The sequence below is a fragment of the Pseudomonas sp. R1-7 genome (genome assembly GCF_051132105.1).
GTDB lineage: Bacteria > Pseudomonadota > Gammaproteobacteria > Pseudomonadales > Pseudomonadaceae > Aquipseudomonas.
In genome coordinates, this window is the sequence record NZ_CP071661.1 from 1861266 (window position 1) to 1885819 (window position 24554).

A 24554-nucleotide genomic window follows, 5' to 3' on the forward strand; every position below is an offset into this window, starting at 1 on the left:
AACCTGATTTCTAGGTCAGTTTTTACGGGCTCGATTTTTCTTTCGCCGGAGTGATCCATGATCGTTGACCGTCAAGGCAGGCGTTTTCGCAATTTGCGGATCAGCCTGACCTCCGCCTGCAATTACGCTTGTACCTACTGCGTGCCTGATGGCAAGCGGCTGGTGGCTGCGCAGGATGAACTGTCGGCCGAGGCCATGGCACGTGGCGTGGCCTACCTGATCGAAGCGGCCGGAATAGAGCGGTTGCGCATCACCGGTGGTGAGCCGCTGGTCAGCCCCAAGCTCGAGCGTTTCATGACGGCGGTAGGGCAGATGGGCCTCGAGGACATCAGCCTGACCACCAATGGACAATTGCTGGCCAAGAAGCTGCCCTTGCTGGTAAACGCCGGTATCCGCCGCATCAACGTTTCCCTCGACACCCTGGACCCCGCCGCATTTCGCAGCATAGCCCGTGGAGGCGACCTGGCGACGGTGCTTGATGGCATGGAGCAGGCCCGGGCGGCGGGCATGAAGATCAAAGTCAACATGGTGCCGCTGCGCGGGCAGAACCTCGATCAGGTCATGCCGTTGCTCGAGTACTGCCTTGAGCGTGGCTACGAGTTGCGCTTCATCGAGTTGATGCGCATGGGTCACCTGGCCAAGGACTCCAATGCGTTTCTTCAGCAGTTCGTCAGCCTCCAGCAACTGCTGGGCCTGATTGGCGACCAATACGAATATCTGCAAGCCGATGCGCCCGTCGATGCCACGGCGGTGCGCTACGAAATTCCCGGGCTGGGGCACTTCGGCGTGATCGCCAACGAAAGCGTGCCGTTTTGCCGGACCTGTTCGCGACTGCGCTTGTCTTCCACCGGTTGGTTGCACGGCTGTCTGTCGTCGAGCAACCGGCATTACGTCGGCGATCTGTTGGACAAGCCCCGTCACCAGGCGCTGCCGGCGCTCCAGCGCCTGCTGGTCAAGGCGCTCGGGGACAAGCAAGAAGTGGCGTTCTCCGGTGGCGCAACGATCATGAAGATCATTGGCGGTTAAGCGGGCTTTGCACGTCGGAAATCCAATCAGCCCAAGGACTGGCGCAAAAGCTGCATCCCATGGCCATTCGCCGGTTTTCCGTCACCGGTTTTTGGAGGATAGGATGCGTAGCCTGTTTTTGCTGCTGACCGTTTTGACGCTTGGTGGCTGCATGAATGTTAGCGACATGGGGGAGGGCGTTCGTTATCACATGAGCGATGCCGGCCTGCTGGACCATAGCGACAGCCGCCGTGTGAACAACCTGCGCATTCAGCCGGATTCCTTCATCTACATTGCCCAGGGAGCTTTCGCTCCGCCAGGCAGCGCCTATCCGCGGCCCAATGTCGTGGCTGAAGAAGCCTTCAATGGTTTCATCGAATATTTCCCCATGGTTCGTCGCGCCCGGGTCCCGGAAGGCCTCGATCAGGCCATGGGCGAGGCGCGGGCCGCTGGTGCCCATTACCTGCTTTACACCCGTTTCGCCAAGGCAGACAACCGCATCGGCAATACCGATGAATGGCTGGATGAGGAGGCGGTGGATCGTCTTGGCGTCGACACCAGTGTGATTCAAATCATGTTGATCGAGACCAGCACCCAGTATTTGATTGATACTGCACGCATCAAGAGCCGTGGCGGTTTGCTGACGTTGCACGACAAGCAGCCACAGGATCTCATTGCCGCGCCGTTGCGTGAGTACGCCCGCAGCTTATTGGGAATGAGCAACGAATAAACAGAAGGAGGCACCATGAGCGGACCGCAAAAAGCCAATGACCTGCTGGGGCAGATCCCCAAGAGCAAAGGCCTGCCACCGGTCCACTTATGGAACCCTGACTTCTGCGGCGACATCGACATGCGCATCGCCCGGGATGGCACTTGGTATTACCTGGGGACTCCCATCGGGCGCAAGCCGATGGTCAAGCTGTTCTCCACCATCATTCGCCGCGACGGCAATGATTACTTCCTGATTACCCCTGTGGAAAAGGTCGGCATCAAGGTCGATGACGCGCCGTTTGTGGCCGTTACCCTGGAGGTCGAAGGGAAGGGCGAAGGGCAGTTGTTGCGCTTCACCACCAATGTCGATGAAACCACCGAGGCCGGCCCCGAACATCCAATGCGGGTAATGATCGATCCGCAGACCCAGGAGCCGGCGCCCTATGTTCATGTGCGCAGCAATCTGGAAGCACTGATCCATCGCAATGTGTTCTATCAACTGGTGGAACTGGCCGTCAGCCGCGAGATCGATGGGCAACGCTGGCTGGGCGTCTGGAGTGGCGGCGAGTTTTTCCCCATCGGCCTCGAACCCTGATCCTCTGGGCACCGAGGCGCCGCTTTTCGCGAGCCGGCTCGCTCCTAAAGCTCAGAAGCATAAATTCAAATTGACACCCAATCATATGATGATTAGCGTGGGCGCCTAACAAAAAAACGCCCACGGGGTATTCATGTCCAGCAGTTTTCACGCATCGACCGTCGATTGGCTCGGGGGCTGGATCGCCGCGGGCCAGGTCAAGCCTGGGCAAACCATCAAGGTCGAAGCAGACTTGGGCGAGCAACTGGGCGTCAGCCGCACGGTCATTCGCGAAGCCATCAAGACTTTGGTCGCCAAAGGCATGCTGGAAGTCGGGCCGAAGGTCGGTACACGGGTATTGCCGGTGCGGCGCTGGAACCTCTTTGATCCACAAGTCGTGGGCTGGCTGTCACGCAGCGGGTTGCCGGAGAATTTTGTCGACGATTTGCTGGATCTGCGCCGTACCATCGAGCCCATGGCGGTGCGCTGGGCCTGTGAACGGGCGACGGCGGACCAGGTGCAGGCGATCCGCCTGGCCTATCATGCGCTGGAGCGAGCGGTGGACAGTGGTGCGGATTACAACCGCGCCGACCAGTTCTTCCACGAATGCATTCTCGCGGCCAGCCATAATCAATTCATCGAACAAATGGTCCCGGCCCTCGGCGCGTTGTTGGCGGTTTCGTTCGAGGTGTCCGCCGCTGATCCTGACGAATTGCGTCGCACCTTGCCGATCCACAAGGACATTGCCGAAGCCATCGCGGCTCGGGACGCGACGCGAGGCGTCTGGGCTTGCATGACGCTGATCGATAACGCAGACCTGGCCATCAAACGTTTTTACCCCGATGTAATGGCCGGTCGAACAGACAATGCCGGGAAAGCCGGGAACAGGAGGTTTTGATGAAGTGGACGGCGGTGACGGAGCATCGGGCAAAACTCGGCGAGGGGCCGTTCTGGGATGAGCTGACCCAGGCGCTGTATTGGGTCGATATCGCCGGCAAGCAGGCGCTGCGGCTGATCGGCAAGAATGTGCAGATCTGGCAGATGCCTGAACACGTCTCCGCATTCATTCCGACCCAGAGCGGCGATGCCCTGGTGACGCTGAGCAGTGGCGTTTACCGGTTGGACCTGGATTCGCCAGGCCTGGAACCGCGTCTGAAGTTGCTGTGCATGGCCGACCCCCAGCCAGGCAATCGCGCCAACGAAGCTCGCTGCGATGCCTTGGGCCAACTCTGGCTGGGCACCATGCAGAACAACATCGGTGAGGATGGCGAAGACTTGCCCATCGAGCGACGCTCCGGCGGGCTGTTCCGTGTCGGCGGCGACGGTCGTGTGATGCCGTTGCTGCGTGGCCTGGGCATTCCTAATACTTTGTTGTGGAGCCCCGATGGCACGACGGTCTATTTTGGCGAAAGCCTGGACGGAACGCTGTATCGGCATTTTATCTACCCCGATGGAAAACTGGCGCCCGCTGAAGTCTGGTTCGGACCCCATTCCCGTGGCGGACCGGATGGTTCGGCGATGGATGCGCGGGGCTATATCTGGAACGCCCGGTGGGACGGCAGTTGCCTGTTGCGCCTGACCCCGGACGGGCAGGTCGATCGGGTGATCGAACTGCCGGTCAGTCGCCCGACCAGTTGTGTGTTCGGTGGCGAAGACCTGAAGACGCTGTACATCACCAGCGCGGCGAGCCCACTGGGCCATCCGCTGGACGGTGCGGTGTTGTCGATGCGCGTTGATGTACCGGGCATGGCTTGCACCCGATTTGCGGGGTGAGTCCCAAAATATGGGATGTAAATATATATATTGAGATTATTTGGCGGTCGGGTTTATAGTCGGCTCCATCAGCAATACGCACTCACACTTAAAAAAACAAAACAGGTGAAGTGATGCATCGTTTTTCTCCCGCACGCCCCAGCGGTGTTCGCAAATCAGTGTTGACTCGACAGCTTTTGGACCGGCCATCGGTAGATGGCCGGTTTTTGTCGTGTTTTCATACAGGAGGCGCGGTCCATGGCTGAAGCGCTTCGCTTGCCGCCCGTGCCTGAACCTGTGAAGGGCGAGCGGCTGAAAAACAAGGTCGTGCTGTTGACTGGCGCGGCCCAAGGCATCGGCGAGGCCATTGTCGCCGCGTTCGCTTCGCAACAGGCCCGGCTGGTGATAAGCGATATCCAGGCTGACAAGGTCGAAGCCGTCGCCGCTCATTGGCGCGGACAGGGCGCGGATGTGCAGGCGCTCAGAGCCGACGTTTCGAACCAGCAGGATTTGCACGCCATGGCCCGCCGGGCTGTCGAGCTACACGGTCGCATCGACGTGCTGGTTAATTGCGCCGGCGTCAATGTGTTCCGCGATCCGCTGGAAATGACCGAGGATGACTGGCGCCGTTGCTTCGCCATCGACCTGGATGGCGCCTGGTACGGTTGCAAGGCCGTGTTGCCGCAAATGATCGAGCAGGGCACGGGCAGCATTATCAACATCGCGTCGACCCATTCGTCCCACATCATTCCCGGTTGTTTCCCATATCCCGTCGCCAAGCATGGCCTGCTGGGCCTGACCCGCGCCTTGGGCATCGAGTACGCACCCAAGGGCGTGCGCGTGAATGCCATTGCGCCGGGCTACATCGAGACGCAACTGAACATCGATTACTGGAACGGTTTCGCCGATCCCCAGGCCGAACGCCAGCGCGCACTGGACCTGCATCCGCCGCGGCGCATCGGGCAGCCGATCGAAGTGGCGATGACGGCCGTGTTCCTGGCCAGCGATGAAGCACCGTTTATCAATGCCTCATGCATCACCATCGATGGTGGACGTTCGGTCATGTACCACGACTGAATATTCTTGGATTGCGGTAGGAAACTTCGCCTGTAATCCAATCATCATACGATATGACTATTTAAACCTATGCTGTGCAGTACCACGTTTTGACCGGCCAGCCTGCGCAATTCCACCAACGTGGAGCAGATCCCTGGACGTTTGGCTTTCAATAAAAAAAACAAGGAGTCAGCTATGAAACATCGTCGTGGGATCCGTTCCCTGTGTCGCGCCGCCCTGGCGGTGACCGCATTCAGCCTCAGCAGCCACTTGCTCGCGGCCGATGCGGTAAAAATCGGTTTTCTGGTCAAGCAGGCCGAGGAGCCCTGGTTCCAGACCGAGTGGGCGTTCGCCGAGAAGGCGGCCAAGGATAAAGGCTTCGAATTGATCAAGATCGCCGTGCCCGACGGCGAGAAGACCCTATCGGCCATCGACAGCCTGGCCGCCAACGGTGCCAAGGGCTTCGTGATTTGCCCGCCAGACGTGTCCCTTGGCCCGGCCATCATGGCCAAGGCCAAACTCAACGACCTCAAGGTGATTGCCGTCGACGACCGGTTCGTCGATGCCAAAGGCAAGTTCATGGAAGACGTGCCGTATCTGGGCATGGCGGCGTTCGAGGTTGGGCAGAAGCAAGGCGCCGCGATGGCAGCCGAAGCGAAAAAACGCGGCTGGGACTGGAAAGACACCTACGCGGTAGTCAATACCTTCAACGAGCTGGACACCGGCAAGAAGCGCACCGATGGTTCGGTCGATGCCCTGAAAAAAGCCGGGATGCCGGAAGACCATATCCTGTTTGCCGCGCTCAAGACCCTCGACGTTCCCGGCAGCATGGACTCCACCAACTCGGCGCTGGTGAAGCTGCCAAGTGGCGCGAAAAACCTGATCATTGGTGGCATGAACGACAACACCGTGCTGGGCGGCGTACGCGCCACCGAAGCCGCTGGCTTCAATGCCAAAAACGTAATCGGTATCGGCATCAACGGCACCGACGCCATCGGCGAGCTGAAGAAACCGAACAGCGGCTTCTTCGGTTCGATGCTGCCAAGCCCGCACATCGAAGGCTACAAGACTGCCGAAATGATGTACGAGTGGATCACCACCGGCAAGGAACCGCCGAAGTACACCGCCATGGACGAGGTGACGCTGATCACCCGGGAGAACTTCAAGCAAGAGCTGGAAAAGATCGGCCTGTGGAATTGATGGCCGGTTGATTCAAAAGCGGCCCCGTCGCATGAGCGGCGGGGTCGCTTGATCTCTGTGAGTTCGAGGTGGTTATGCAAGCGCAAACAGCGACACGGCAGCACAACACGGGCGGCAGCTTGCGGTTCAATGGGATTGGCAAGACCTTTCCCGGCGTGCAAGCGTTGGCCAACATCAGTTTCGTTGCTCTCCCTGGGCAGGTTCATGCCTTGATGGGCGAGAACGGCGCCGGCAAGTCCACGCTGCTGAAGATATTGGGCGGCGCCTACATTCCGAGCAGCGGTGACTTGCAGATCGGCGAGCAGACGATGGCTTTCAAAGGCACCGCCGACAGCATCGCCAGCGGTGTGGCGGTGATTCACCAGGAACTGCACCTGGTGCCGGAAATGACCGTCGCGGAAAACCTGTTCCTCGGCCATTTGCCGGCGCGGTTCGGCCTGGTCAATCGTGGCGTGCTGCGCCAGCAGGCGTTGACGCTGCTCAAAGGCCTGGCGGACGAAATCGACCCGCAGGAAAAAGTCGGTCGCCTGTCCCTTGGCCAACGCCAACTGGTGGAAATCGCCAAGGCCTTGTCCCGTGGCGCCCATGTCATTGCCTTCGACGAACCGACCAGCAGTCTGTCGGCCCGGGAAATCGATCGTTTGATGGCAATCATCGCCCGCCTGCGGGACGAGGGCAAAGTGGTGCTGTACGTCAGCCACCGCATGGAAGAGGTGTTCCGCATCTGTGATGCGGTGACCGTGTTCAAGGACGGCCGTTATGTCCGGACCTTCGAAAACATGAGCGAGCTGACCCACGATCAGTTGGTCACCTGCATGGTCGGTCGCGATATCCAGGACATCTATGACTACCGCGCTCGGGAGCGCGGCGATGTGGCGCTGCAAGTGAAGGGCCTGCTGGGGCCGGGCCTGCGCGAGCCGGTGAGTTTCCAGGTGCACAAGGGCGAGATCCTCGGCTTGTTCGGGCTCGTCGGCGCCGGTCGTACCGAGTTGCTGCGTTTGCTCAGTGGCCTGGAGCGTCAAAGCGAGGGCAGCCTGGTGCTGCATGGCAAGGAATTGAAACTGCGTTCTCCGCGGGATGCCATCGCCGCTGGCGTGCTGCTCTGCCCGGAAGATCGCAAGAAGGAAGGCATCATCCCGTTGGGCAGCGTGGGCGAAAACATCAACATCAGCGCTCGTCCGGCGCATTCCGCGCTTGGCTGCCTGTTGCGTGGCGACTGGGAGCGGGGCAATGCGGACAAGCAGATCAAGTCCTTGAAAGTGAAGACCCCAGCGGCCAGCCAGAAAATCATGTACCTGTCCGGTGGCAATCAGCAAAAAGCGATTCTAGGTCGCTGGCTGTCGATGCCGATGAAAGTCCTGCTGCTGGACGAACCGACCCGTGGCATCGACATCGGCGCCAAGGCCGAGATCTACCAGATCATCCACAACCTGGCGGCCGATGGCATCGCGGTGATTGTGGTGTCCAGCGACCTGATGGAAGTGATGGGCATTTCCGACCGGATCCTGGTGCTCTGTGAAGGGGCCATGCGCGGCGAGTTGCCACGTGACCAGGCCGACGAATCCAACCTGCTGCAACTGGCGCTGCCGCGCCAACGCGTTGCCGGCGCGGCGAACTGAGAGGTAAATCATGACCATTCAAAACAATGCACTGCCAACGGCACGCAAGCCCCTCGACCTGCGCCGTTTCCTCGATGACTGGGTCATGCTGCTGGCGGCCATCGGCATCTTCGTGCTCTGCACCCTGATGATCGACAACTTCCTGTCGCCGCTGAACATGCGCGGCCTGGGCCTGGCGATTTCCACCACCGGCATTGCGGCCTGCACCATGCTTTATTGCTTGGCTTCCGGGCACTTCGACTTGTCGGTGGGTTCGGTGATTGCCTGTGCCGGCGTGGTCGCGGCTGTGGTGATGCGCGATACCGACAGCATGCTTCTGGGCGTGAGCGCGGCGTTGGTGATGGGGCTGATCGTCGGCCTGATCAACGGCATCGTGATTGCAAAGCTGCGGGTCAATGCGCTGATCACCACCCTGGCGACGATGCAGATCGTCCGCGGCCTGGCCTACATCTTTGCCGATGGCAAAGCCGTGGGCGTGTCCCAGGAATCGTTCTTCGTCTTCGGCAACGGCCAGATGTTCGGAGTGCCGGTGCCGATCCTGATCACCATCGCCTGCTTCCTGTTTTTCGGCTGGCTGCTGAACTACACCACCTATGGGCGCAACACCATGGCCATCGGTGGCAATCAGGAAGCCGCACTGCTTGCGGGGGTCAATGTTGATCGCACCAAGATCATCATCTTCGCCGTGCATGGCGTGATCGGTGCGCTGGCAGGGGTAATCCTGGCTTCGCGCATGACCTCAGGCCAACCGATGATCGGCCAAGGCTTCGAGCTGACCGTGATTTCGGCCTGTGTACTGGGCGGTGTTTCGCTGAGCGGCGGCATCGGCATGATTCGCCATGTCATCGCCGGCGTGCTGATCCTGGCGATCATCGAAAACGCGATGAACCTGAAGAACATCGACACGTTCTACCAGTACGTCATCCGCGGCTCGATCCTGTTGCTGGCTGTGGTAATTGACCGGTTGAAGCAGCGCTAGACAGTAGGGATGGCGTCCTCCCTGACGCCAACCATCACCCAGCCTTGCGCAACGCCTCGACCAGTTCCTGCTTGCGCATCTTCGAACGTCCCGGGATGTTTTTCGCCCGGGCTTCCTTCATCAAGCTGTCCACCGTCTGGGCCTCGTGGGAGGCTTTGCTGGTGCGTGGATGGCCTTCGCGAGTCTTGGCGGCGCGGCGGGCTGATTCCTTGCGATCGGATTGCTTGGCCTCGGCGGGTTTTTTCTTGCCGGATCCGCCAGAGCGTTCGCCTCCTCCCGACTGCTTGTTCACCGTGGCCCAGGCACGAGCTTCAGCCTTGCCCTCAGGCACACCTTTTTGTTCGTAGCTTTCTTCGATGTGCTCGGCCTTGCGCTTTTGCTTGTCGGTGTATTTGTCTTTGCTTCCACGAGGCATGGGATGTCTCCTCCTCAGTGTCCGAATAGAACCTACTGGCTGGAGGCGCCACCTTCTGAACCCGAACCTCCGGTGGTCGTTTTCGAGCCCACGCCGGTATCGGCATTGTCGGGCGCGGTGGAGTCCGGTGTGTTCATCCCGCCTTGGCGGCCGGTGTCGTTGCCTTGGACCCGTGGGTCGGTGCCCGTGGCAGGCGGCTGGCCATTGTTCAGGCTACCGCCGCCCGTGCCATCGGTGTTCAATTTGGGCAAACCTTGTGTGGCGGGCGAGTTGGGTGCCTGAACCGGGTCGGTAGGCCCGGTGCCACTGGTCGTGGCCGCGAAAGCCGCCGACGATATCAATGCTGCGAAGGTGAATGCAGTCAGCCTTGAATTGATCATGGTGTCGCCTCCATTTTTTGGAATGCTTGCCAGATTTTTGGCCGCGCTGCTGCGAGGTTGGTGCCAAAGGGGCGACGAACGGCGCTGTGGAAGTTGTCTGCAGAAGATGTGACGAGCGCCGCCTGGCGGCTTAGTATGGCGCTTTCAATTGGCGACAAGGCCCGTACATGTCCATCGAGATCCGTCCTGCGCAACCCAGCGATGCGCCGCAAATCCTTGCTTTCATCACTGAGCTTGCCGATTACGAAAAGGCCCGCCACGAAGTTATCGCCAGTGTTGCCGACATCGAGCGGAGCCTGTTCAGCGAAGGCGCCACCGCCCACGGCTTGATCTGCCTGCGCGATGGCGTACCGATTGGTTTTGCGGTGTTTTTCTTCAGCTATTCAACTTGGCTGGGCAGCAATTGCCTGTACCTTGAAGACTTGTACATCACGCCGGAACAACGCGGTGGCGGGGCGGGCAAGACACTCTTGCGCCACTTGGCAAAGATCGCCTGCGACAACGATTGCGGTCGCTTCGAGTGGAGCGTGCTGGACTGGAACACCCCGGCCATCGAGTTCTACAAATCCCTCGGCGCGCAACCGCAGGAAGAGTGGGTGCGCTATCGGATGGATGGCAAGGTGCTGCGGGATTTTGCCAACGGCAATTGATCATGCGTATGAGTCGGACGCGTACTCGATAAATCCGGGGCGCTGTTCGAGTCGTTTGCAATAAGCGGCTACCGCTGGATAGTCAGGGCGCTCCATGGGCGTCTGGCGCCAGCGGTGCGCGGACAGGCCGATGAGCACGTCGGCTAAGGAAAAGTCCGCGCCAGCCACGTACGCGCCAGTGTGGTTCAGCTGTTGTTCCAGCAACCCCATTTTTTCGTTCCAGCCTTTGACCCCGGCAGCGATGAGTTGTGGGTCCTGGAAGTCCGGGTGCTTGCGCACCAGTCCGTAAAACGCATCGCCCCACGACGGATTGAGCTCTGTGGCTTGCCAGTCCATCCACTGCTCGATGCGCGCCCGGGCGGCAGGTTCGATGGGAAGTAGATCGGTGCGCCCGTGCTTGCCCACCAGATAGCGGCAAATGGTGTTCGACTCCCAGAGCACGCCGTTCTCGTCGATGATCACCGGCACTTGGGCGTTGGGATTCAACGCCAGGAACACTGGATCATGGGTCGAGGCAAAGCCGATGCCCCAGTCTTCGCGCTCGTAGGCTATTTCCAATTCCTGGCAGGTCCACAACACTTTTCTGACGTTGATCGAGGAAGTGCGGCCGAGGATCTTCAGCGTTTGTCCCATCACTTTTTTTCCCTGAGTTGTCTGGCTTCCGGTTAGAAACGTAGCAGGGTCTCGGGCGGATGGCGATGGTTTCCGGTTAGTCGATTTATCCCAATATATGGGAGTGATATTTATATATTGAGATTTTGTGGCGCCCGGGTTTATAGTCCGCCTCACTCACTGCCCAATAAACAAAACAGGTGAAGCGGATGCAGGCGCAATTGATCGCGCTCGATTGGGGGACCACCTCATTACGGGCTTACAAACTTGCCGCTGGAGGCGAGGTGCTCGAACAGCGTTCGCTGTCGTCGGGGATCATGCAGTTGCCGTCCGGCCCACGAACCGTGGCGGGCCAAGTCTGCACCGACGGTTTTGAATTGGCCTTCGATGAAGCCTGCGGCGACTGGCTCGATGCGCAGCCAGGCTTGCCCGTCATCGCTTGCGGCATGGTCGGCAGCGCCCAAGGTTGGCGAGAAGCGCCTTACTGCGACACGCCGGCAAACGTCGCCAATCTCGGACATTCCCTACAAGTCATTCGGAGCCTTCGTGGTGTCGATGTTCACATCGTGCCTGGGGTGATCCAACGTTCACGGCTGCCCAATGTGATGCGCGGCGAAGAAACCCAGGTACTCGGTGCGTTGCACAGCCTGCCGAACGAAGCGGTGCTGATAGGCTTGCCGGGCAGCCATTCGAAATGGGTGGAAGTGACCGACGGCTGCATCGTCCATTTCGACACCTTCATGACCGGCGAGATCTTCGCCGTGCTCAGTGACCACAGCATTCTCGGGCGCACCCAGCAGCGTGGCGTGGCGTTCGATGGCGTGGCTTTCGATCGTGGCGTACAGGTCGCGCTGTCGGCGGAGGGTGAAATCGGTCCATTGTCCACCGTGTTCAGCGCCCGCAGCCTGGGCCTGACCGGCGAACTCGGCGCGAGCGCCCAGGCCGACTATCTGTCGGGTGTGCTGATCGGTCATGAGCTGACGGCCCTGGCCGCCGTGCAACGTCACCGACGCAACAGCGTTCACCTGCCGACGGTGGTGCTGATCGGCAACTCTCAACTGTGTGCCCGTTACCAGCGGGCCCTCGACGCCTGCGGTTTCGCCCGGGTGACCTTGGCCGAACAGGCCACCGAGCGTGGTTTGTGGCAGCTGGCCGTGGCGGCCGGGCTGCTCGAATCCACCGCATCGCGTTAAACCTGACTGGAGACCTGACATGCTCACACAAGCATTGGCGCAAAACGGGCTGATCGCGATCCTGCGCGGCTTGCGCCCCGAGGAAGCGGCATCTATTGGCGAAGTCCTTTATGGCGCTGGATTTCGCGTCATCGAAGTGCCGCTCAATTCCCCCGAGCCGTACGAAAGTATCCGCATCCTGCGCGGTACCTTGCCCGCCGATTGCCTGATCGGCGCCGGTACCGTGCTCACGCCGGAACAGGTGGAGCAGGTCAAGGCCGTCTGCGGACAAGTGATCGTCATGCCTCATAGCGATCCGAAGGTCTTGCGGGCGGCGAAAGCGGCGGGGCTGTACCTTTCGCCGGGCGTCGCCACGCCCACGGAAGCTTTCGCCGCACTGGCCGAGGGCGCTCACGTGTTGAAAATGTTTCCCGCCGAGCAAATGGGCCCGGCGGTGGTCAAGGCCTGGCTTGCGGTGTTGCCGGCCGGAACCGTACTGGTGCCGGTGGGCGGGATTACCCCGGACAACATGGCCGAGTTCGTCGAAGCTGGCGTCAAGGGGTTCGGCCTCGGTTCCGGGTTGTTCAAGCCGGGCCTGACAGCGGATGAAGTGGCGGTGCGCGCCAAGGCCTACGTGGCCGCATGGAATGCCTTGAACTGAAGACTTTTCCAGCGCCCCCGCGCGCTGCATCTGACAAGAGAGACAAAAAGATGAAAATCACCAAACTGACCACGTTTATCGTTCCGCCACGCTGGTGCTTCCTCAAGGTTGAAACCGACGAGGGCGTGACCGGTTGGGGTGAACCCGTGGTCGAGGGTCGTGCCCACACCGTGGCGGCTGCCGTCGAGGAGCTGTCCGACTACCTGATCGGCAAAGACCCACGCAACATCGAAGACATCTGGACCGTGCTCTATCGCGGCGGCTTCTACCGTGGCGGCGCCGTGCACATGAGCGCCCTGGCCGGTATCGACCAGGCCTTGTGGGACATCAAGGGCAAGGCCCTGGGCGTGTCTGTCAGCGATTTGTTGGGCGGCCAGGTGCGCGACAAGATCCGTGTGTACTCCTGGATCGGCGGTGATCGTCCGGCGGACACCGCCCGGGCGGCGAAAGAGGCGGTAGGGCGGGGCTTCACCGCGGTGAAAATGAACGGCACCGAGGAGCTGCAGTTTCTCGACACCTTCGAAAAAGTCGACCTGGCCTTGGCGAACGTGGCGGCAGTGCGCGACGCGGTCGGGCCGAACGTCGGCATCGGCGTGGACTTCCACGGCCGGGTGCACAAGCCAATGGCCAAGGTGCTGATGAAGGAACTCGACCCCTACAAGTTGATGTTCATCGAAGAGCCGGTGCTCAGCGAAAACTACGAAGCCCTCAAGGAATTGGCGCCGCTGACCAGCACCCCGATTGCCCTGGGCGAGCGGTTGTTCTCGCGTTGGGATTTCAAGCGGGTGCTCAGCGAAGGCTACGTGGACATCATCCAGCCGGATGCGTCCCACGCCGGCGGCATCACCGAAACCCGCAAGATCGCCAACATGGCCGAGGCCTACGATGTGGCGCTGGCGCTGCATTGCCCGCTGGGCCCGATAGCCCTGGCGGCTTGCCTGCAACTGGACGCGGCTTGCTACAACGCGTTTATCCAGGAGCAGAGCCTGGGTATCCACTACAACGAGAGCAACGACTTGCTGGACTACATCAAGGATCCGCGAGTGTTCGACTACGACCAGGGCTTCGTGAAAATTCCGAACGGTCCTGGCCTGGGCATCGAGATCAACGAGGAATACGTCATCGAACGCGCAGCCATCGGCCACCGCTGGCGCAACCCGATCTGGCGCCATGCCGATGGCAGTTTTGCCGAGTGGTGAGTCACGGCTGACCCACACAAGATCCCTGTGGGCCTGTGGTGAATGCAAGCTCATGTGCGCCCCAGACCCCCTGTGGGAGCGAGCTTGATCTTCGCAGGCAGGGAGATCTTCTTCGGTAAGCCCGTTCCTCAATAAACATAAAAAGAGGCACCTCACATGCAAGCGCACACCCTGAGCGCGCAGGCGTCGTTGGTGACGCCCAGCCGCAAGCGTTTTTTCATCATGGTCCTGCTGTTCATCACCGTGGTGATCAACTACCTGGACCGTAGCAACCTCTCGATCGCCGCCCCGGCACTGACCAGCGACCTGGGCATCGACCCGATCCACGTCGGGCTGATTTTCTCCGCGTTCGGCTGGACTTACGCCGCCATGCAGATCCCCGGTGGCTGGCTGGTGGATCGCGTTCCACCGCGCATCCTTTATAGCGTGGCGCTGTTGCTGTGGTCGGTGGCCACGGTGATGCTCGGCTTCGCCGCCAGTTTCATCGCGTTGTTCGTGCTGCGCATGGCCGTTGGCGCCCTGGAGGCGCCGGCCTATCCAATTAACAGCCGCGTGGTCACCACTTGGTTTCCCGAGCGCGAGCGGGCCACAGCCATTGGTTTCTACACCTCCGGACAGTTCGTCGGCCTGGCATTCCTGACCCCGGTACTGGCGTGGCTGCAGCACGCGTTTGGTTGGCACATGGTGTTCGTCGCCACGGGCGCGGTGGGCATTCTCTGGGCAGTGATCTGGTACGCCGTGTATCGCGAGCCGCGGGATTTCAAAGGCGTCAACGCCGCCGAAATCGAGCTTATCCGCGAAGGCGGCGGGCTGGTGGATATCCAGGCTGAGACCGCCAAGGTCAAGGCCAAATTCAGCTGGACCGACTTGGGTATCGTTCTGACCCAACGCAAGCTCTGGGGCATCTACCTGGGCCAGTTCTGCCTGAACTCCACGCTGTGGTTTTTCCTGACATGGTTCCCGACCTACCTGGTGAAATATCGCGGCATGGACTTCATCAAGTCCGGATTGCTGGCGTCGTTGCCGTTCCTCGCGGCGTTTGTCGGCGTGCTGTGTTCCGGGTTCTTCTCCGACTGGCTGATTCGCCGCGGCGCCACGGTGGGGTTCGCGCGCAAACTGCCAATCATTGGCGGGTTGTTGATCTCCACGGCGATCATCGGTGCCAACTACGTCGAATCGACGCCGCTGGTCATCGCATTCCTGGCCTTGGCTTTCTTCGGCAACGGCCTGGCGTCGATCACCTGGTCGCTGGTGTCGACCCTGGCGCCGGCAAGGTTGCTCGGATTGACCGGCGGGGTGTTCAACTTCATCGGTAACCTGGCGGCCATTGCTACGCCGATTGTCATTGGCTTCCTCGCCAGCGGCGATTCGTTTGCCCCGGCCATCACCTATATCGCCGTGCTCGCACTGGCCGGCGCGCTGTCCTACATCCTGCTGGTCGGGAAGGTCGAGCGCATCGAGTTGTAGTCCGACGGGACGGGCGACCATAATGCCGCCCGTTCCCCGCTCACTGTTGAAGGCCGGCCATGCAGCAAGACGATCCAAAAACTATCAAGGATGCCGCCCCTACTGGCACGCAGACATTGCTGCGCGGCCTGGGCGTGGTCCAGGCGGTTGCCAGTGGCGCCCGCGACTTGAAGGAAATCGCCCGGCTGATCGGCACCACCCGCAGCACCACCCATCGCCTGGCCAGTTGCCTGGTGGACGAACGTTACCTGCGCGTGGTGCCGCAAGTGGGATACCTGCTGGGGCCGAAGTTGATCGAGCTGGGTTTCCAGGCCCGGGAAGAGTTGCCGCTGGTGAGCCTGGCGGGGCCTTACCTGGACGAGTTGTCGGCGCTCACGGGGGACACCGTTCACTTGGCGATTCGCGAGGGCGACGAAGTCTTGTACTTGCTGAAGAATCCGGGGCGCAACGGCCCGGAAATGCGCTCGCGTGTGGGCCACCGCATGCCGTTGGCGCGGACCGGGATCGGCAAGGCGCTGATGCTCGATGACTCCCAGGAACAATGGAAGCGGCTGTATGAAATCAGCCTGCCGGCGGGTGGGAAAAATCAGTTCTGGCCACAGCACCAGGAGCAATCCTGGGAACAGTTCCAGCAACGGATGGTGGAGTATGTGGCGGGGGGCTATGCCTTCGACCTGGAGGATAACGAACCGTCGATCCGCTGTGTGGCGGCACCGATCCGTGACGCCGGCAAGCGCATCGTCGCCGGTATCAGCATCGCCAGCACCGTGCCTTACATGCCGCTGGAAAAAATGGCCGAGCTGATCCCCCTGGTCAAAGGGGTCACAGCCCGGCTGTCGGCGGAGCTGGGTGCCAAGGTCTGACGAACGTCAGGCTTTGAGCGTCGCCATGTCGATAACGAAGCGGTATTTCACATCCCCCGCGATCATGCGGCTGTAGGCTTCGTTGATCTGGCGGATGTCGAGCATTTCAATGTCGCAGCTGATGTTGTGCTCAGCACAGAAATCCAGCATTTCCTGGGTTTCTGCGATACCGCCGATCAGCGAGCCGGCCAGCACTCGGCGACCCATGATCAGCTTTGCCGCGTGTACTGGTGGGTCGACCGGCTCGACCAGGCCTACGATGATGTGCACGCCGTCGAAATGCAGCGTGTCGAGGTAGGGGTTGAGGTCGTGCTGTACCGGAATGGTGTCTAGCAGGAAGTTGAAACGTCCGGCAGCGGCCGCCATCTGTTCGGCGTCGGTGGACACGATCACATGGTCTGCGCCCTGACGACGGGCCTCTTCGGCCTTGCTCGCCGAGCGGGTGAACAACGTCACTTCTGCGCCCATGGCCTTGGCGAACTTGATGCCCATGTGGCCCAGGCCGCCCATGCCCAGCACGCCGACCTTGTCACCGGCCTTCACACCATAGTGCTTGAGGGGCGAGTAGGTGGTGATGCCTGCGCAGAGCAGCGGCGCGGCGCTGGCTGGGTCGAGTGTCTGCGGGATACGCAGTACAAAGTGCTCGCTGACCACGATGCTGTCGGAATAGCCGCCCATGGTGTGGCCGCCACTTATGCGGTCCGGGCTGGCGTAGGTCTGGGTCATCCCTTCCAGGCAGTATTGCTCCAGGTCGGCCCGGCAAGCTTCGCATTCACGGCAGGAGTCGACCATGCAGCCCACGCCTACCAGATCTCCGACTTTGTGGCCGGTGACATTCGCACCGACGGCGGTGATTTTTCCGATGATTTCATGGCCGGGCATCAGTGGGTAAACGGCGATGCCCCATTCATTGCGGGCCTGGTGGATGTCGGAGTGGCAGACCCCGCAGTAGAGAATGTCGATCGCCACATCGTCGGCGCGCGGGCTGCGGCGCTCGAACTTCATGGGGGCGAGGGGTGTGGTGGCCGATTGGGCGGCATATCCGATGGCTGTGTACATGATGGACCTCGCTAAGCAGTGAACGGTGAGGGGTTCATTCTGGGAGGCATGGCGGCAGGCGGCGATGGTGAATCCTACGCCTGTCATGCCTAATCCTCCGGCGTTGGCCAGGATTTGATTCCATGTGACGCCAGACCTGCGATGATGGTTTCATCCCATTTTTCGTGAAGTTTTCGCCCATGTTGTTGACCCGCCATCTCGATGCCAATGCCACGCTGGTTTCGCTGATAAAACCCTTGGCGACCCGCGACGGTTTCGTCCCTACGCGACTGCCTGGCGTGCACGCGCTGCGCGCCAGCCAGGACGTGGCTCGTGGCCCGCAGCTCTACGAGCCGAGCCTGGTGATCATTGCCCAAGGCAGCAAACTGGCGTACCTGGGGCCACGCACAATGGAATATGGCGCGGGGCATTATTTGATCCAGGCCCTGCCGGTGCCGTTCGAATGCGAAACCTACGCCATGCCCAATGCTCCGCTGTATGGAATTTCCGTAGCGATCGACCGGGCGATGTTGGGGGAATTGGTGCTGGCCATGGGGTTGATGCCTGGTCGGAATTTACCGCCACAGACGCCGGAATCCATGACCTGCGCAGTGCTCGATGACGCCATGCGTGGGTGTGTCGAACGCTTGTTGCGCTGCCTGCACGATCCGCTGGAATGCCAAGTCATGGGGCAGGCGCGGCTACGGGAGTTGCTGTTCGTCGTGTTGCGTGGGCCCCAGGCCGATGTGCTGCGGGCACTGGTGGAGCAGCAGGGCCAGTTCGCCCGGATTGCCGCAGCGCTGAGCCATTTGCATGCACACTTCACCGAGCCGCTGAACGTCGAGACCCTGGCCAGTCGCGCGAACATGAGCGCGTCGACCTTCCACGAGCATTTCAAGCGCAGCACGTTGCTGTCGCCGGTGCAGTACCTCAAGCGGTTGCGCCTGCTCAAGGCCCAGCGCCTGCTGCTCTGTGAGGGCATGAGCGTGGCCCAGGTCGCGCATCAGGTGGGGTATCAAAGCCCGTCGCAGTTCAGTCGGGAGTACAAGCGTTACTTCGAGCGCAATCCTGGGGAAGAGCGCGCCGCCTGAGTCTTTGAAAATCCCTTGTGGGAGCGGTGTTTGTTGGATTGCAGGTAATAAAAAGGCCCCCATTGCGGGAGCCTCGATGTTCAGCGTGTCGGCTTACATGTTCGGGTAAGTCGGACCGCCGGCGCCTTCCGGGGTGACCCAGGTGATGTTCTGTGCAGGGTCCTTGATGTCGCAGGTCTTGCAGTGAACGCAGTTCTGGGCGTTGATCTGGAAGCGCTTCTCACCGTCTTCCTTGGTGATCACTTCGTACACGCCGGCCGGGCAGTAGCGCTGGGCCGGTTCGTCGTAGAGCGGCAGGTTCTTGCTGATCGGGATGCTCGGGTCGGTCAGCTTCAGGTGGCAGGGTTGTTCTTCTTCGTGGTTGGTACCGGAGATGAACACCGAGCTGAGTTTGTCGAAGCTGATCTTGCCGTCCGGTTTCGGGTAGTCGATTTTCTTGCATTCGGCTGCCGGTTTCAGGCAGGCGTAATCCGGCTTGGTGTCGCGCAGGGTGAGCGGGATCTTGCCACCGAAAATGTTCTGGTCGAGCCAGTTGAAACCGCCACCGACGATCGCGCCGTACTTGTGGATCGCCGCGCCGAAGTTACGGCTGGCGAACAATTCTTCATACAGCCAGCTGCTCTTGAAGCTGTCTACGTAGGTGGTCAGTTCATCACCGCCTTCGGACTCGGCGAACAGGCGATCGGCCACGGCTTCGGCCGCGAGCATGCCGGATTTCATGGCCGTGTGACTGCCCTTGATCTTGGCGAAGTTCAGGGTGCCGAGGTCGCAACCGATCAGCGCGCCGCCCTTGAAGACCATCTTCGGCAGTGAGTTCAGGCCGCCCTTGGCGATGGCGCGAGCGCCATAGCTGACACGCTTGCCACCTTCCAGGTATTGCTTGAGCACCGGGTGGTGCTTGAGGCGTTGGAACTCGTCGAACGGCGACAGGAACGTGTTGCTGTAGGACAGGTCGACGATCAGGCCGACCACCACCTGGTTGTTTTCCAGGTGATAGAGGAAGGAACCGCCGGTGTTCTCGGTGCCCATGATGTCCAGCGGCCAGCCGGCGGTGTGCACCACCAGGCCTGGTTGATGCTTGGCCGGATCGATCTCCCAGATTTCCTTCAGACCGATGCCGTAGTGCTGGGTGTCGGCTTCGCTGTCCAAGTTGAAGCGCTTGATCAGTTGCTTGCCGATGTGGCCACGGCAGCCTTCGGCGAACAGCGTGTATTTGCCACGCAATTCCATGCCGGGGGTGTAGAGGCCTTCCTTTGGGTTGCCTTCGCGGTCGACACCCAGGTCACCGGTAATGATGCCGCGAACCACGCCGTTTTCGTCGAACAGCGCTTCCTGGGCGGCGAAGCCCGGGTAGATTTCCACGCCCAGGTTCTCGGCCTGCTGGGCCAGCCAGCGGCACAGGTTGCCCAGGGAAATAATATAGTTGCCTTCGTTGTGCATGGTCTTGGGCACAAAGAAGTCAGGGATTTTGCTCGCAGCCTCGGCGTTTCTCAGGACATAAATGTCATCGCGTACGACCGGCGTATTCAGTGGCGCGCCGAGCTCTTTCCAGTCGGGGAACAGTTCGTTCAACGCGCGGGGTTCGAACACCGCGCCGGAGAGGATGTGCGCACCGACTTCGGAACCTTTTTCGACCACGCAAACGCTGATTTCCTTACCGGCTTCGGCGGCCTTCTGTTTCAGTCGGCAAGCGGCAGACAGGCCAGCGGGGCCGGCACCGACGATGACCACGTCGAATTCCATGTATTCGCGTTCCACAGGCTATCTCCTACTCAAGGCTCACAGTTTCTTCTAATTGGAGGTTTGGCGTTGCATCCGTTGTTTCCTTCGCGAAGCGACGAAAGCGACAATGGATGAGACGCGGCTCTCTCTCTAAGCGGCGCATTATATCTACACCACTCTCAGGGTCCAATACAAACGTTTGTTTGAAATTGCCGCAGCCCAGATAAATCACTGACGTACGGCTTATGACTGACCATTTTGCCGTATTGACCGGAATAGGCGTTCCGGTCAAGATACGGGCGGTTTTGCGCTCGCCGTAGGCTGACTGTTGGTTCCAAGAGCACCTCTAAAGACAGGGCGAAGGCAGCACGAAGTGACGTATTGCGTGGTTGCGACGCGCAGTTTACACGCCGCGATAATGAATGACTCATCGGTCATCACTGACGAATGGTCTTCACTCCCGTGAGCAAAGGTCATGTGTGGTTCATGCCGGCGTTTTTAGAGGTGCCCTTGCGCCCATGATCATCAACCGCCAGGTTCGCCCAGGCGACTTTCTTTTCACCGGAGAGTAACGAGGAATCCATGAAGGTTCTTGTAGCTGTCAAACGAGTGGTCGACTATAACGTCAAGGTTCGCGTCAAGGCGGACAACTCCGGCGTCGACCTCGCCAACGTCAAGATGTCGATGAACCCTTTCTGCGAAATCGCCGTAGAAGAAGCCGTACGCCTGAAAGAAAAAGGCGTGGCGACTGAGATCGTCGTCGTTTCCATCGGCCCGACCACCGCCCAGGAACAACTGCGCACCGCGCTGGCACTGGGTGCCGATCGCGCCATCCTCGTCGAATCCGCCGAAGACCTGACTTCCCTGGCTGTTGCCAAGCTGCTCAAAGCCGTTGTCGACAAGGAACAGCCACAGCTGGTGATCCTCGGCAAACAGGCCATCGACAGCGACAACAACCAGACCGGCCAGATGCTCGCGGCATTGAGCGGCTACGGTCAGGGCACCTTCGCGTCCAAAGTCGAAGTGTCCGGCGACAGCGTTGCCGTGACCCGCGAAATCGACGGCGGCGCGCAGACGGTTTCCCTGAAATTGCCGGCCATCGTCACCACCGACCTGCGTTTGAACGAGCCGCGCTATGCGTCCCTGCCAAACATCATGAAAGCCAAGAAGAAGCCGCTTGAAGTGCTGACGCCTGACGCTTTGGGCGTTTCCACCGCCTCCACCAACAAGACCCTGAAAGTCGAAGCGCCGGCCGCACGCAGCGCGGGCATCAAGGTCAAGTCGGTGGCTGAACTGGTCGAGAAACTGAAAAACGAAGCGAAGGTAATCTGACTATGACTATCTTGGTAATCGCCGAACACGATAACAAGGCGCTGGCTCCGGCCACGCTGAACACTGTTGCTGCCGCTGCCAAAATCGGTGGCGATGTCCACGTGCTGGTGGCCGGGCAGGGCGCTGGTGCCGTTGCCGAAGCCGCTGCGAAAATCGCTGGCGTGGCAAAAGTGCTGTCGGCCGACAACGCCGCCTACGCGCATCAGTTGCCAGAAAACGTTGCTCCGTTGGTGGCTGAGCTGGGCAAGGGCTATAGCCACATCCTGGCTGCCGCGACCTCCAACGGTAAAAACATCCTGCCTCGCGTCGCCGCTGCACTGGATGTCGACCAGATTTCCGAGATCATCTCGGTAGAAAGCGCCGACACCTTCAAGCGTCCGATCTACGCCGGTAACGCCATTGCCACCGTGCAATCGACCGCTTCGGTCAAGGTCATCACTGTCCGCGCCACCGGTTTCGACCCGGTTGCCGCCGAAGGTGGCTCGGCTGCCGTTGAAGCCGTAGGCGCTGCCCACGACGCCGGCATCTCCAGCTTCGTCAACGAGGAACTGGCCAAGTCCGATCGTCCTGAGCTGACCGCTGCCAAGATCGTCGTTTCCGGCGGCCGCGGTATGCAGAACGGTGACAACTTCAAACACCTGTACGCCCTGGCCGACAAGCTGGGCGCCGCCGTCGGTGCTTCCCGCGCCGCGGTCGACGCCGGTTTCGTACCCAACGATATGCAGGTCGGCCAGACCGGCAAGATCGTTGCGCCACAGCTGTACATCGCCGTCGGTATCTCCGGCGCGATCCAGCACTTGGCCGGTATGAAGGACTCCAAAGTGATCGTTGCGATCAACAAGGACGAAGAAGCGCCGATTTTCCAAGTGGCCGACTACGGCTTGGTGGCGGACCTGTTCGAAGCCATCCCTGAGCTGGAGAAGCTGGTCTAATCCGGCGTCTTCACTTATAAAGAGCCCGGCCCTTTGGCCGGGTTTTTTATTTTTGCTTCCGGGAGCTCAGTGCCATGGATCTTCGCCGTTTGGCTGGCTATTCGTTGTTGTGGACGGTGGCCTGCTTGCCAAGCCTGTCTGTCGCCGCTGGCAAATGCGAGCGCCTGATCGCCACGGGCAGCCCTGACGCGCCGCCTTATCTTTGGCAAGACCCCCAGGATCCCAAGCACCTGATCGGTGCGGGTGCCGACCTGCTGGAGCAGGTGGCGCAGTCGCTGGGGATAAAGATCGAATTGCTTTACGCCGGCAAGCGCGCCCAGGCGTTGGACGAAGTGCGCAGCGGACGCATGGACCTGCTCGCCGATGCCCCATTGACCACGACCGGGCTGCAAGCCCTGGACTACGTGCATCCGCCGCTGCTGGAGAACGATTACCTGGTGTGGACTCGCAAGGATTCGACACTGGTCATCGAGCAAGTGGGGAATCTTCACGGGCATCCCGGCGCCTTGTCGGAAAAGGCCCGCATGTCACAGGGATTTGCCGTCTTCGCTGAGCAGAATCTAACCCTGAGCCGTACACCCAACCTGACCCAGGCCTTTCAGAAATTGCTGCTGGGTGAAGTGGAATATGTACTGGCGGGGCGCTATTCGGGCCTGGCGATGGCGCAGACCCTGGGGATGGCGAACGACCTGCAAGCTGCGCCGCAACCGGTGGACAAGCCAGGCTTGTTCCTTGCGCTTTCCCATAACTCCGCCTGCAATGACCCATGGTTACGCGGACAGCTGGCGCAAAAGATGACAGAATTGGCCGCGTCCGGCCTGACGGAGGCTGTGTTGCAGCGCAATCTGGAGCGTTGGAGAACACAGTTGAAGCCGCCCGTCATCGCCCCAAAACAGTAGGGAATATTAGTGACTATTCGACCTTTTTTCGCTGCCCTGGCCGTTCTGGCTCTGGCGGGTTGCGCAGCCGATCCAGCGCCGAATGAACAGATCCGCCTGACTGAACAGGCCATTGAACAGGCCCGTGCAGTGGGTGCAACGACCGATGAAGTGCCTGAATTGAAACTGGCTGAAGACAAATTCGCGCGCGCCAAGTCCAACATGGCGGATGAATCCTTCAAAAAGGCGCGTATGCGCGCCGAGCAAGCCGAACTGGATGCGCGCCTGGCCGAAGCGAAGGTGCTGACCCTCAAGAGCCAGGAGCAACTGAACCTGCTCGATACGCGCATCAAGCGTTTGCGCAAACAGTTGCGGGAGGATGCCCAATGAAGCACTCCCACGTATTGGGCGGCCTGGTCCTTGCGGGCCTGACCAGTTTGTATGGTTGCGCCGGGCAGCGCAGCGAAGTGGCGCTCGAACAGGCCAGCGCCGACTTCCAGAAGGTCAAGGAAGACGCCAACGTACTGCGCGCCGCGCCCAGGGACGTGATCCGCGCCGGCGAATCCCTGGCCCGCGCCGATCGCTTGTCCAGCTATTGGGGCAGCGGTGAGGACGTGCAGCACTACGCCTACCTGAGCCAGCGCTACAGCCAGATCGCTCGTGAGCACAGCAACCAGGTACTCAATGAGGAGCGCGCGACAAAGCTGGAACTGGAACGCCAGCGCCTGCAATTGGCCCTGCGAGAATCCAAACTGTTGAGCGTCCAGCAACAGGGCAAATGGCTGGAAGAACAGATCATGGCGATGGCGACCACCCAGACCGATCGCGGCCTGGTGATGACACTCGGGGATGTCCTGTTCGACACCGGCGAAGCCGAGCTGAAGAATTCGGCCAATCGCGTGGTGCTCAAGATCGTGCAGTTCCTGCAACTCAATCCCAAGCGCGTGGTGCGCATCGAAGGCTACACCGACAGCACTGGCGGCAAGCAGGAAAACCTCAAGCTGTCCCGCGACCGTGCGCAGGCCGTAGCTGACGTGCTGGTGGACCTGGGCATCGACGAGAAGCGCATCCAGGTCGAAGGCTACGGCGATCAATACCCGGTGGACGTCAACGCGAGCGAGCGTGGCCGGGCGCAGAACCGCCGCGTTGAAATTGTGTTTTCCGATGAAAAGGGCCAGCTCGGCGCCGCCCGCTGAGGGCGGCGTTACTGGAAAACCCGGCTCCGCAGAGGCGCCGGGTTTTTTTT

The 24554-nt window shown here is 60.5% G+C and carries 26 protein-coding genes; 21 read left to right on the forward strand and 5 right to left on the reverse strand.

The window, feature by feature from the left end:
* The first annotated feature begins 57 nt into the window (after positions 1–57).
* The 9 genes from J3P79_RS08365 to araH all read left to right on the forward strand — a co-directional run bounded on the left by J3P79_RS08365 (position 58) and on the right by araH (position 8896).
* Entirely contained in the window at positions 58–1026 is a 969-nt protein-coding gene (locus J3P79_RS08365; RefSeq protein ID WP_434609616.1) for a GTP 3',8-cyclase MoaA, read from the forward strand.
* 103 nt (positions 1027–1129) lie between these two features.
* On the forward strand, positions 1130–1735 hold the full coding sequence (locus tag J3P79_RS08370) for a DUF4823 domain-containing protein (RefSeq protein ID WP_039593661.1): 606 nt from the start codon (positions 1130–1132) through the stop codon (positions 1733–1735).
* Between the two features lie 15 nt (positions 1736–1750).
* Entirely contained in the window at positions 1751–2311 is a 561-nt protein-coding gene (locus tag J3P79_RS08375; protein WP_434609618.1) for a DUF1285 domain-containing protein, read from the forward strand.
* A gap of 133 nt (positions 2312–2444) precedes the next feature.
* The gene (locus tag J3P79_RS08380) at positions 2445–3188 is read left to right on the forward strand and encodes a FadR/GntR family transcriptional regulator (RefSeq protein ID WP_039593663.1); all 744 of its coding nucleotides are present in this window, start codon (positions 2445–2447) and stop codon (positions 3186–3188) included.
* Positions 3188–4063 carry an SMP-30/gluconolactonase/LRE family protein gene (locus tag J3P79_RS08385; RefSeq protein WP_434609620.1) on the forward strand — a complete coding sequence of 292 codons (876 nt, stop codon included), beginning with the start codon at positions 3188–3190 and terminating at the stop codon, positions 4061–4063. Before J3P79_RS08380 ends, J3P79_RS08385 begins: the two co-directional genes overlap by 1 nt.
* 237 nt (positions 4064–4300) lie before the next feature.
* Complete coding sequence (locus tag J3P79_RS08390; protein ID WP_434609622.1) at positions 4301–5119, forward strand: SDR family oxidoreductase; 819 nt, start codon at positions 4301–4303, stop codon at positions 5117–5119.
* Between the two features lie 174 nt (positions 5120–5293).
* Entirely contained in the window at positions 5294–6298 is a 1005-nt protein-coding gene (locus J3P79_RS08395; protein ID WP_434609624.1) for a substrate-binding domain-containing protein, read from the forward strand.
* Positions 6299–6372: 74 nt separating this feature from the next.
* Positions 6373–7917 carry an L-arabinose ABC transporter ATP-binding protein AraG gene (gene araG, locus J3P79_RS08400; protein WP_434609625.1) on the forward strand — a complete coding sequence of 515 codons (1545 nt, stop codon included), beginning with the start codon at positions 6373–6375 and terminating at the stop codon, positions 7915–7917.
* A gap of 10 nt (positions 7918–7927) precedes the next feature.
* Positions 7928–8896: an L-arabinose ABC transporter permease AraH gene (araH, locus tag J3P79_RS08405; RefSeq protein WP_434609628.1), complete on the forward strand. Its 969-nt coding sequence runs from the start codon at positions 7928–7930 to the stop codon at positions 8894–8896.
* Between the two features lie 34 nt (positions 8897–8930).
* On the opposite strand, the gene J3P79_RS08410 is transcribed toward araH, so the two are convergent.
* On the reverse strand, positions 8931–9311 hold the full coding sequence (locus J3P79_RS08410; protein ID WP_434609630.1) for a Rho termination factor N-terminal domain-containing protein: 381 nt from the start codon (positions 9309–9311) through the stop codon (positions 8931–8933).
* 32 nt (positions 9312–9343) lie between these two features.
* Positions 9344–9691 carry a hypothetical protein gene (locus J3P79_RS08415; RefSeq protein ID WP_434609631.1) on the reverse strand — a complete coding sequence of 116 codons (348 nt, stop codon included), beginning with the start codon at positions 9689–9691 and terminating at the stop codon, positions 9344–9346.
* 167 nt (positions 9692–9858) lie between these two features.
* Here J3P79_RS08415 and J3P79_RS08420 point away from each other — a divergent pair, with 167 nt between their 5' ends.
* Positions 9859–10341: a GNAT family N-acetyltransferase gene (locus J3P79_RS08420; RefSeq protein ID WP_014339485.1), complete on the forward strand. Its 483-nt coding sequence runs from the start codon at positions 9859–9861 to the stop codon at positions 10339–10341.
* Here J3P79_RS08420 and J3P79_RS08425 read toward each other — a convergent pair whose 3' ends face one another.
* Positions 10342–10974: a glutathione S-transferase family protein gene (locus J3P79_RS08425; protein ID WP_434609633.1), complete on the reverse strand. Its 633-nt coding sequence runs from the start codon at positions 10972–10974 to the stop codon at positions 10342–10344.
* A 188-nt stretch (positions 10975–11162) separates the two neighbouring features.
* Here J3P79_RS08425 and J3P79_RS08430 point away from each other — a divergent pair, with 188 nt between their 5' ends.
* From J3P79_RS08430 to J3P79_RS08450, 5 genes are all read left to right on the forward strand, one after another.
* Positions 11163–12146, forward strand: coding sequence for a 2-dehydro-3-deoxygalactonokinase (locus tag J3P79_RS08430; protein ID WP_434609635.1), 984 nt, complete (start codon positions 11163–11165; stop codon positions 12144–12146).
* A 19-nt stretch (positions 12147–12165) separates the two neighbouring features.
* A complete protein-coding gene (locus J3P79_RS08435) occupies positions 12166–12786 on the forward strand; it encodes a 2-dehydro-3-deoxy-6-phosphogalactonate aldolase (RefSeq protein WP_434609637.1) in 621 nt (206 codons plus the stop codon).
* Between the two features lie 50 nt (positions 12787–12836).
* Positions 12837–13985 carry a galactonate dehydratase gene (gene dgoD, locus J3P79_RS08440; protein WP_434609639.1) on the forward strand — a complete coding sequence of 383 codons (1149 nt, stop codon included), beginning with the start codon at positions 12837–12839 and terminating at the stop codon, positions 13983–13985.
* A gap of 156 nt (positions 13986–14141) precedes the next feature.
* Positions 14142–15452 (forward strand): MFS transporter, encoded by a 1311-nt coding sequence (locus J3P79_RS08445; RefSeq protein WP_434609641.1) that lies wholly within the window; start codon positions 14142–14144, stop codon positions 15450–15452.
* A 59-nt stretch (positions 15453–15511) separates the two neighbouring features.
* On the forward strand, positions 15512–16315 hold the full coding sequence (locus J3P79_RS08450; protein WP_039593676.1) for an IclR family transcriptional regulator: 804 nt from the start codon (positions 15512–15514) through the stop codon (positions 16313–16315).
* A gap of 6 nt (positions 16316–16321) precedes the next feature.
* Here the strand turns inward: J3P79_RS08450 and J3P79_RS08455 are convergent, their stop codons facing one another.
* Complete coding sequence (locus J3P79_RS08455; protein ID WP_434609643.1) at positions 16322–17374, reverse strand: NAD(P)-dependent alcohol dehydrogenase; 1053 nt, start codon at positions 17372–17374, stop codon at positions 16322–16324.
* 179 nt (positions 17375–17553) lie between these two features.
* On the opposite strand from J3P79_RS08455, the gene J3P79_RS08460 reads away from it, so the two are divergent.
* Positions 17554–18444: an AraC family transcriptional regulator N-terminal domain-containing protein gene (locus tag J3P79_RS08460; RefSeq protein WP_434609646.1), complete on the forward strand. Its 891-nt coding sequence runs from the start codon at positions 17554–17556 to the stop codon at positions 18442–18444.
* A gap of 93 nt (positions 18445–18537) precedes the next feature.
* On the opposite strand, the gene J3P79_RS08465 is transcribed toward J3P79_RS08460, so the two are convergent.
* Positions 18538–20202, reverse strand: a complete 1665-nt coding sequence (locus J3P79_RS08465) for an electron transfer flavoprotein-ubiquinone oxidoreductase (RefSeq protein WP_434609648.1) — start codon at positions 20200–20202, stop codon at positions 18538–18540.
* 546 nt (positions 20203–20748) lie between these two features.
* On the opposite strand from J3P79_RS08465, the gene J3P79_RS08470 reads away from it, so the two are divergent.
* The 5 genes from J3P79_RS08470 (at position 20749) to J3P79_RS08490 (ending at position 24504) form a co-directional block, all read left to right on the forward strand.
* Positions 20749–21498 (forward strand): electron transfer flavoprotein subunit beta/FixA family protein, encoded by a 750-nt coding sequence (locus J3P79_RS08470; protein ID WP_007908338.1) that lies wholly within the window; start codon positions 20749–20751, stop codon positions 21496–21498.
* 2 nt (positions 21499–21500) lie between these two features.
* Positions 21501–22430 carry an electron transfer flavoprotein subunit alpha/FixB family protein gene (locus J3P79_RS08475; RefSeq protein ID WP_434609650.1) on the forward strand — a complete coding sequence of 310 codons (930 nt, stop codon included), beginning with the start codon at positions 21501–21503 and terminating at the stop codon, positions 22428–22430.
* A gap of 74 nt (positions 22431–22504) precedes the next feature.
* A complete protein-coding gene (locus J3P79_RS08480; RefSeq protein ID WP_434609652.1) occupies positions 22505–23329 on the forward strand; it encodes a substrate-binding periplasmic protein in 825 nt (274 codons plus the stop codon).
* A gap of 9 nt (positions 23330–23338) precedes the next feature.
* Positions 23339–23698, forward strand: a complete 360-nt coding sequence (locus tag J3P79_RS08485; RefSeq protein ID WP_434609654.1) for a DUF4398 domain-containing protein — start codon at positions 23339–23341, stop codon at positions 23696–23698.
* On the forward strand, positions 23695–24504 hold the full coding sequence (locus tag J3P79_RS08490; RefSeq protein ID WP_434609656.1) for an OmpA family protein: 810 nt from the start codon (positions 23695–23697) through the stop codon (positions 24502–24504). The genes J3P79_RS08485 and J3P79_RS08490 overlap by 4 nt, the downstream gene beginning before the upstream one ends.
* The last annotated feature ends 50 nt before the right edge of the window (positions 24505–24554 follow it).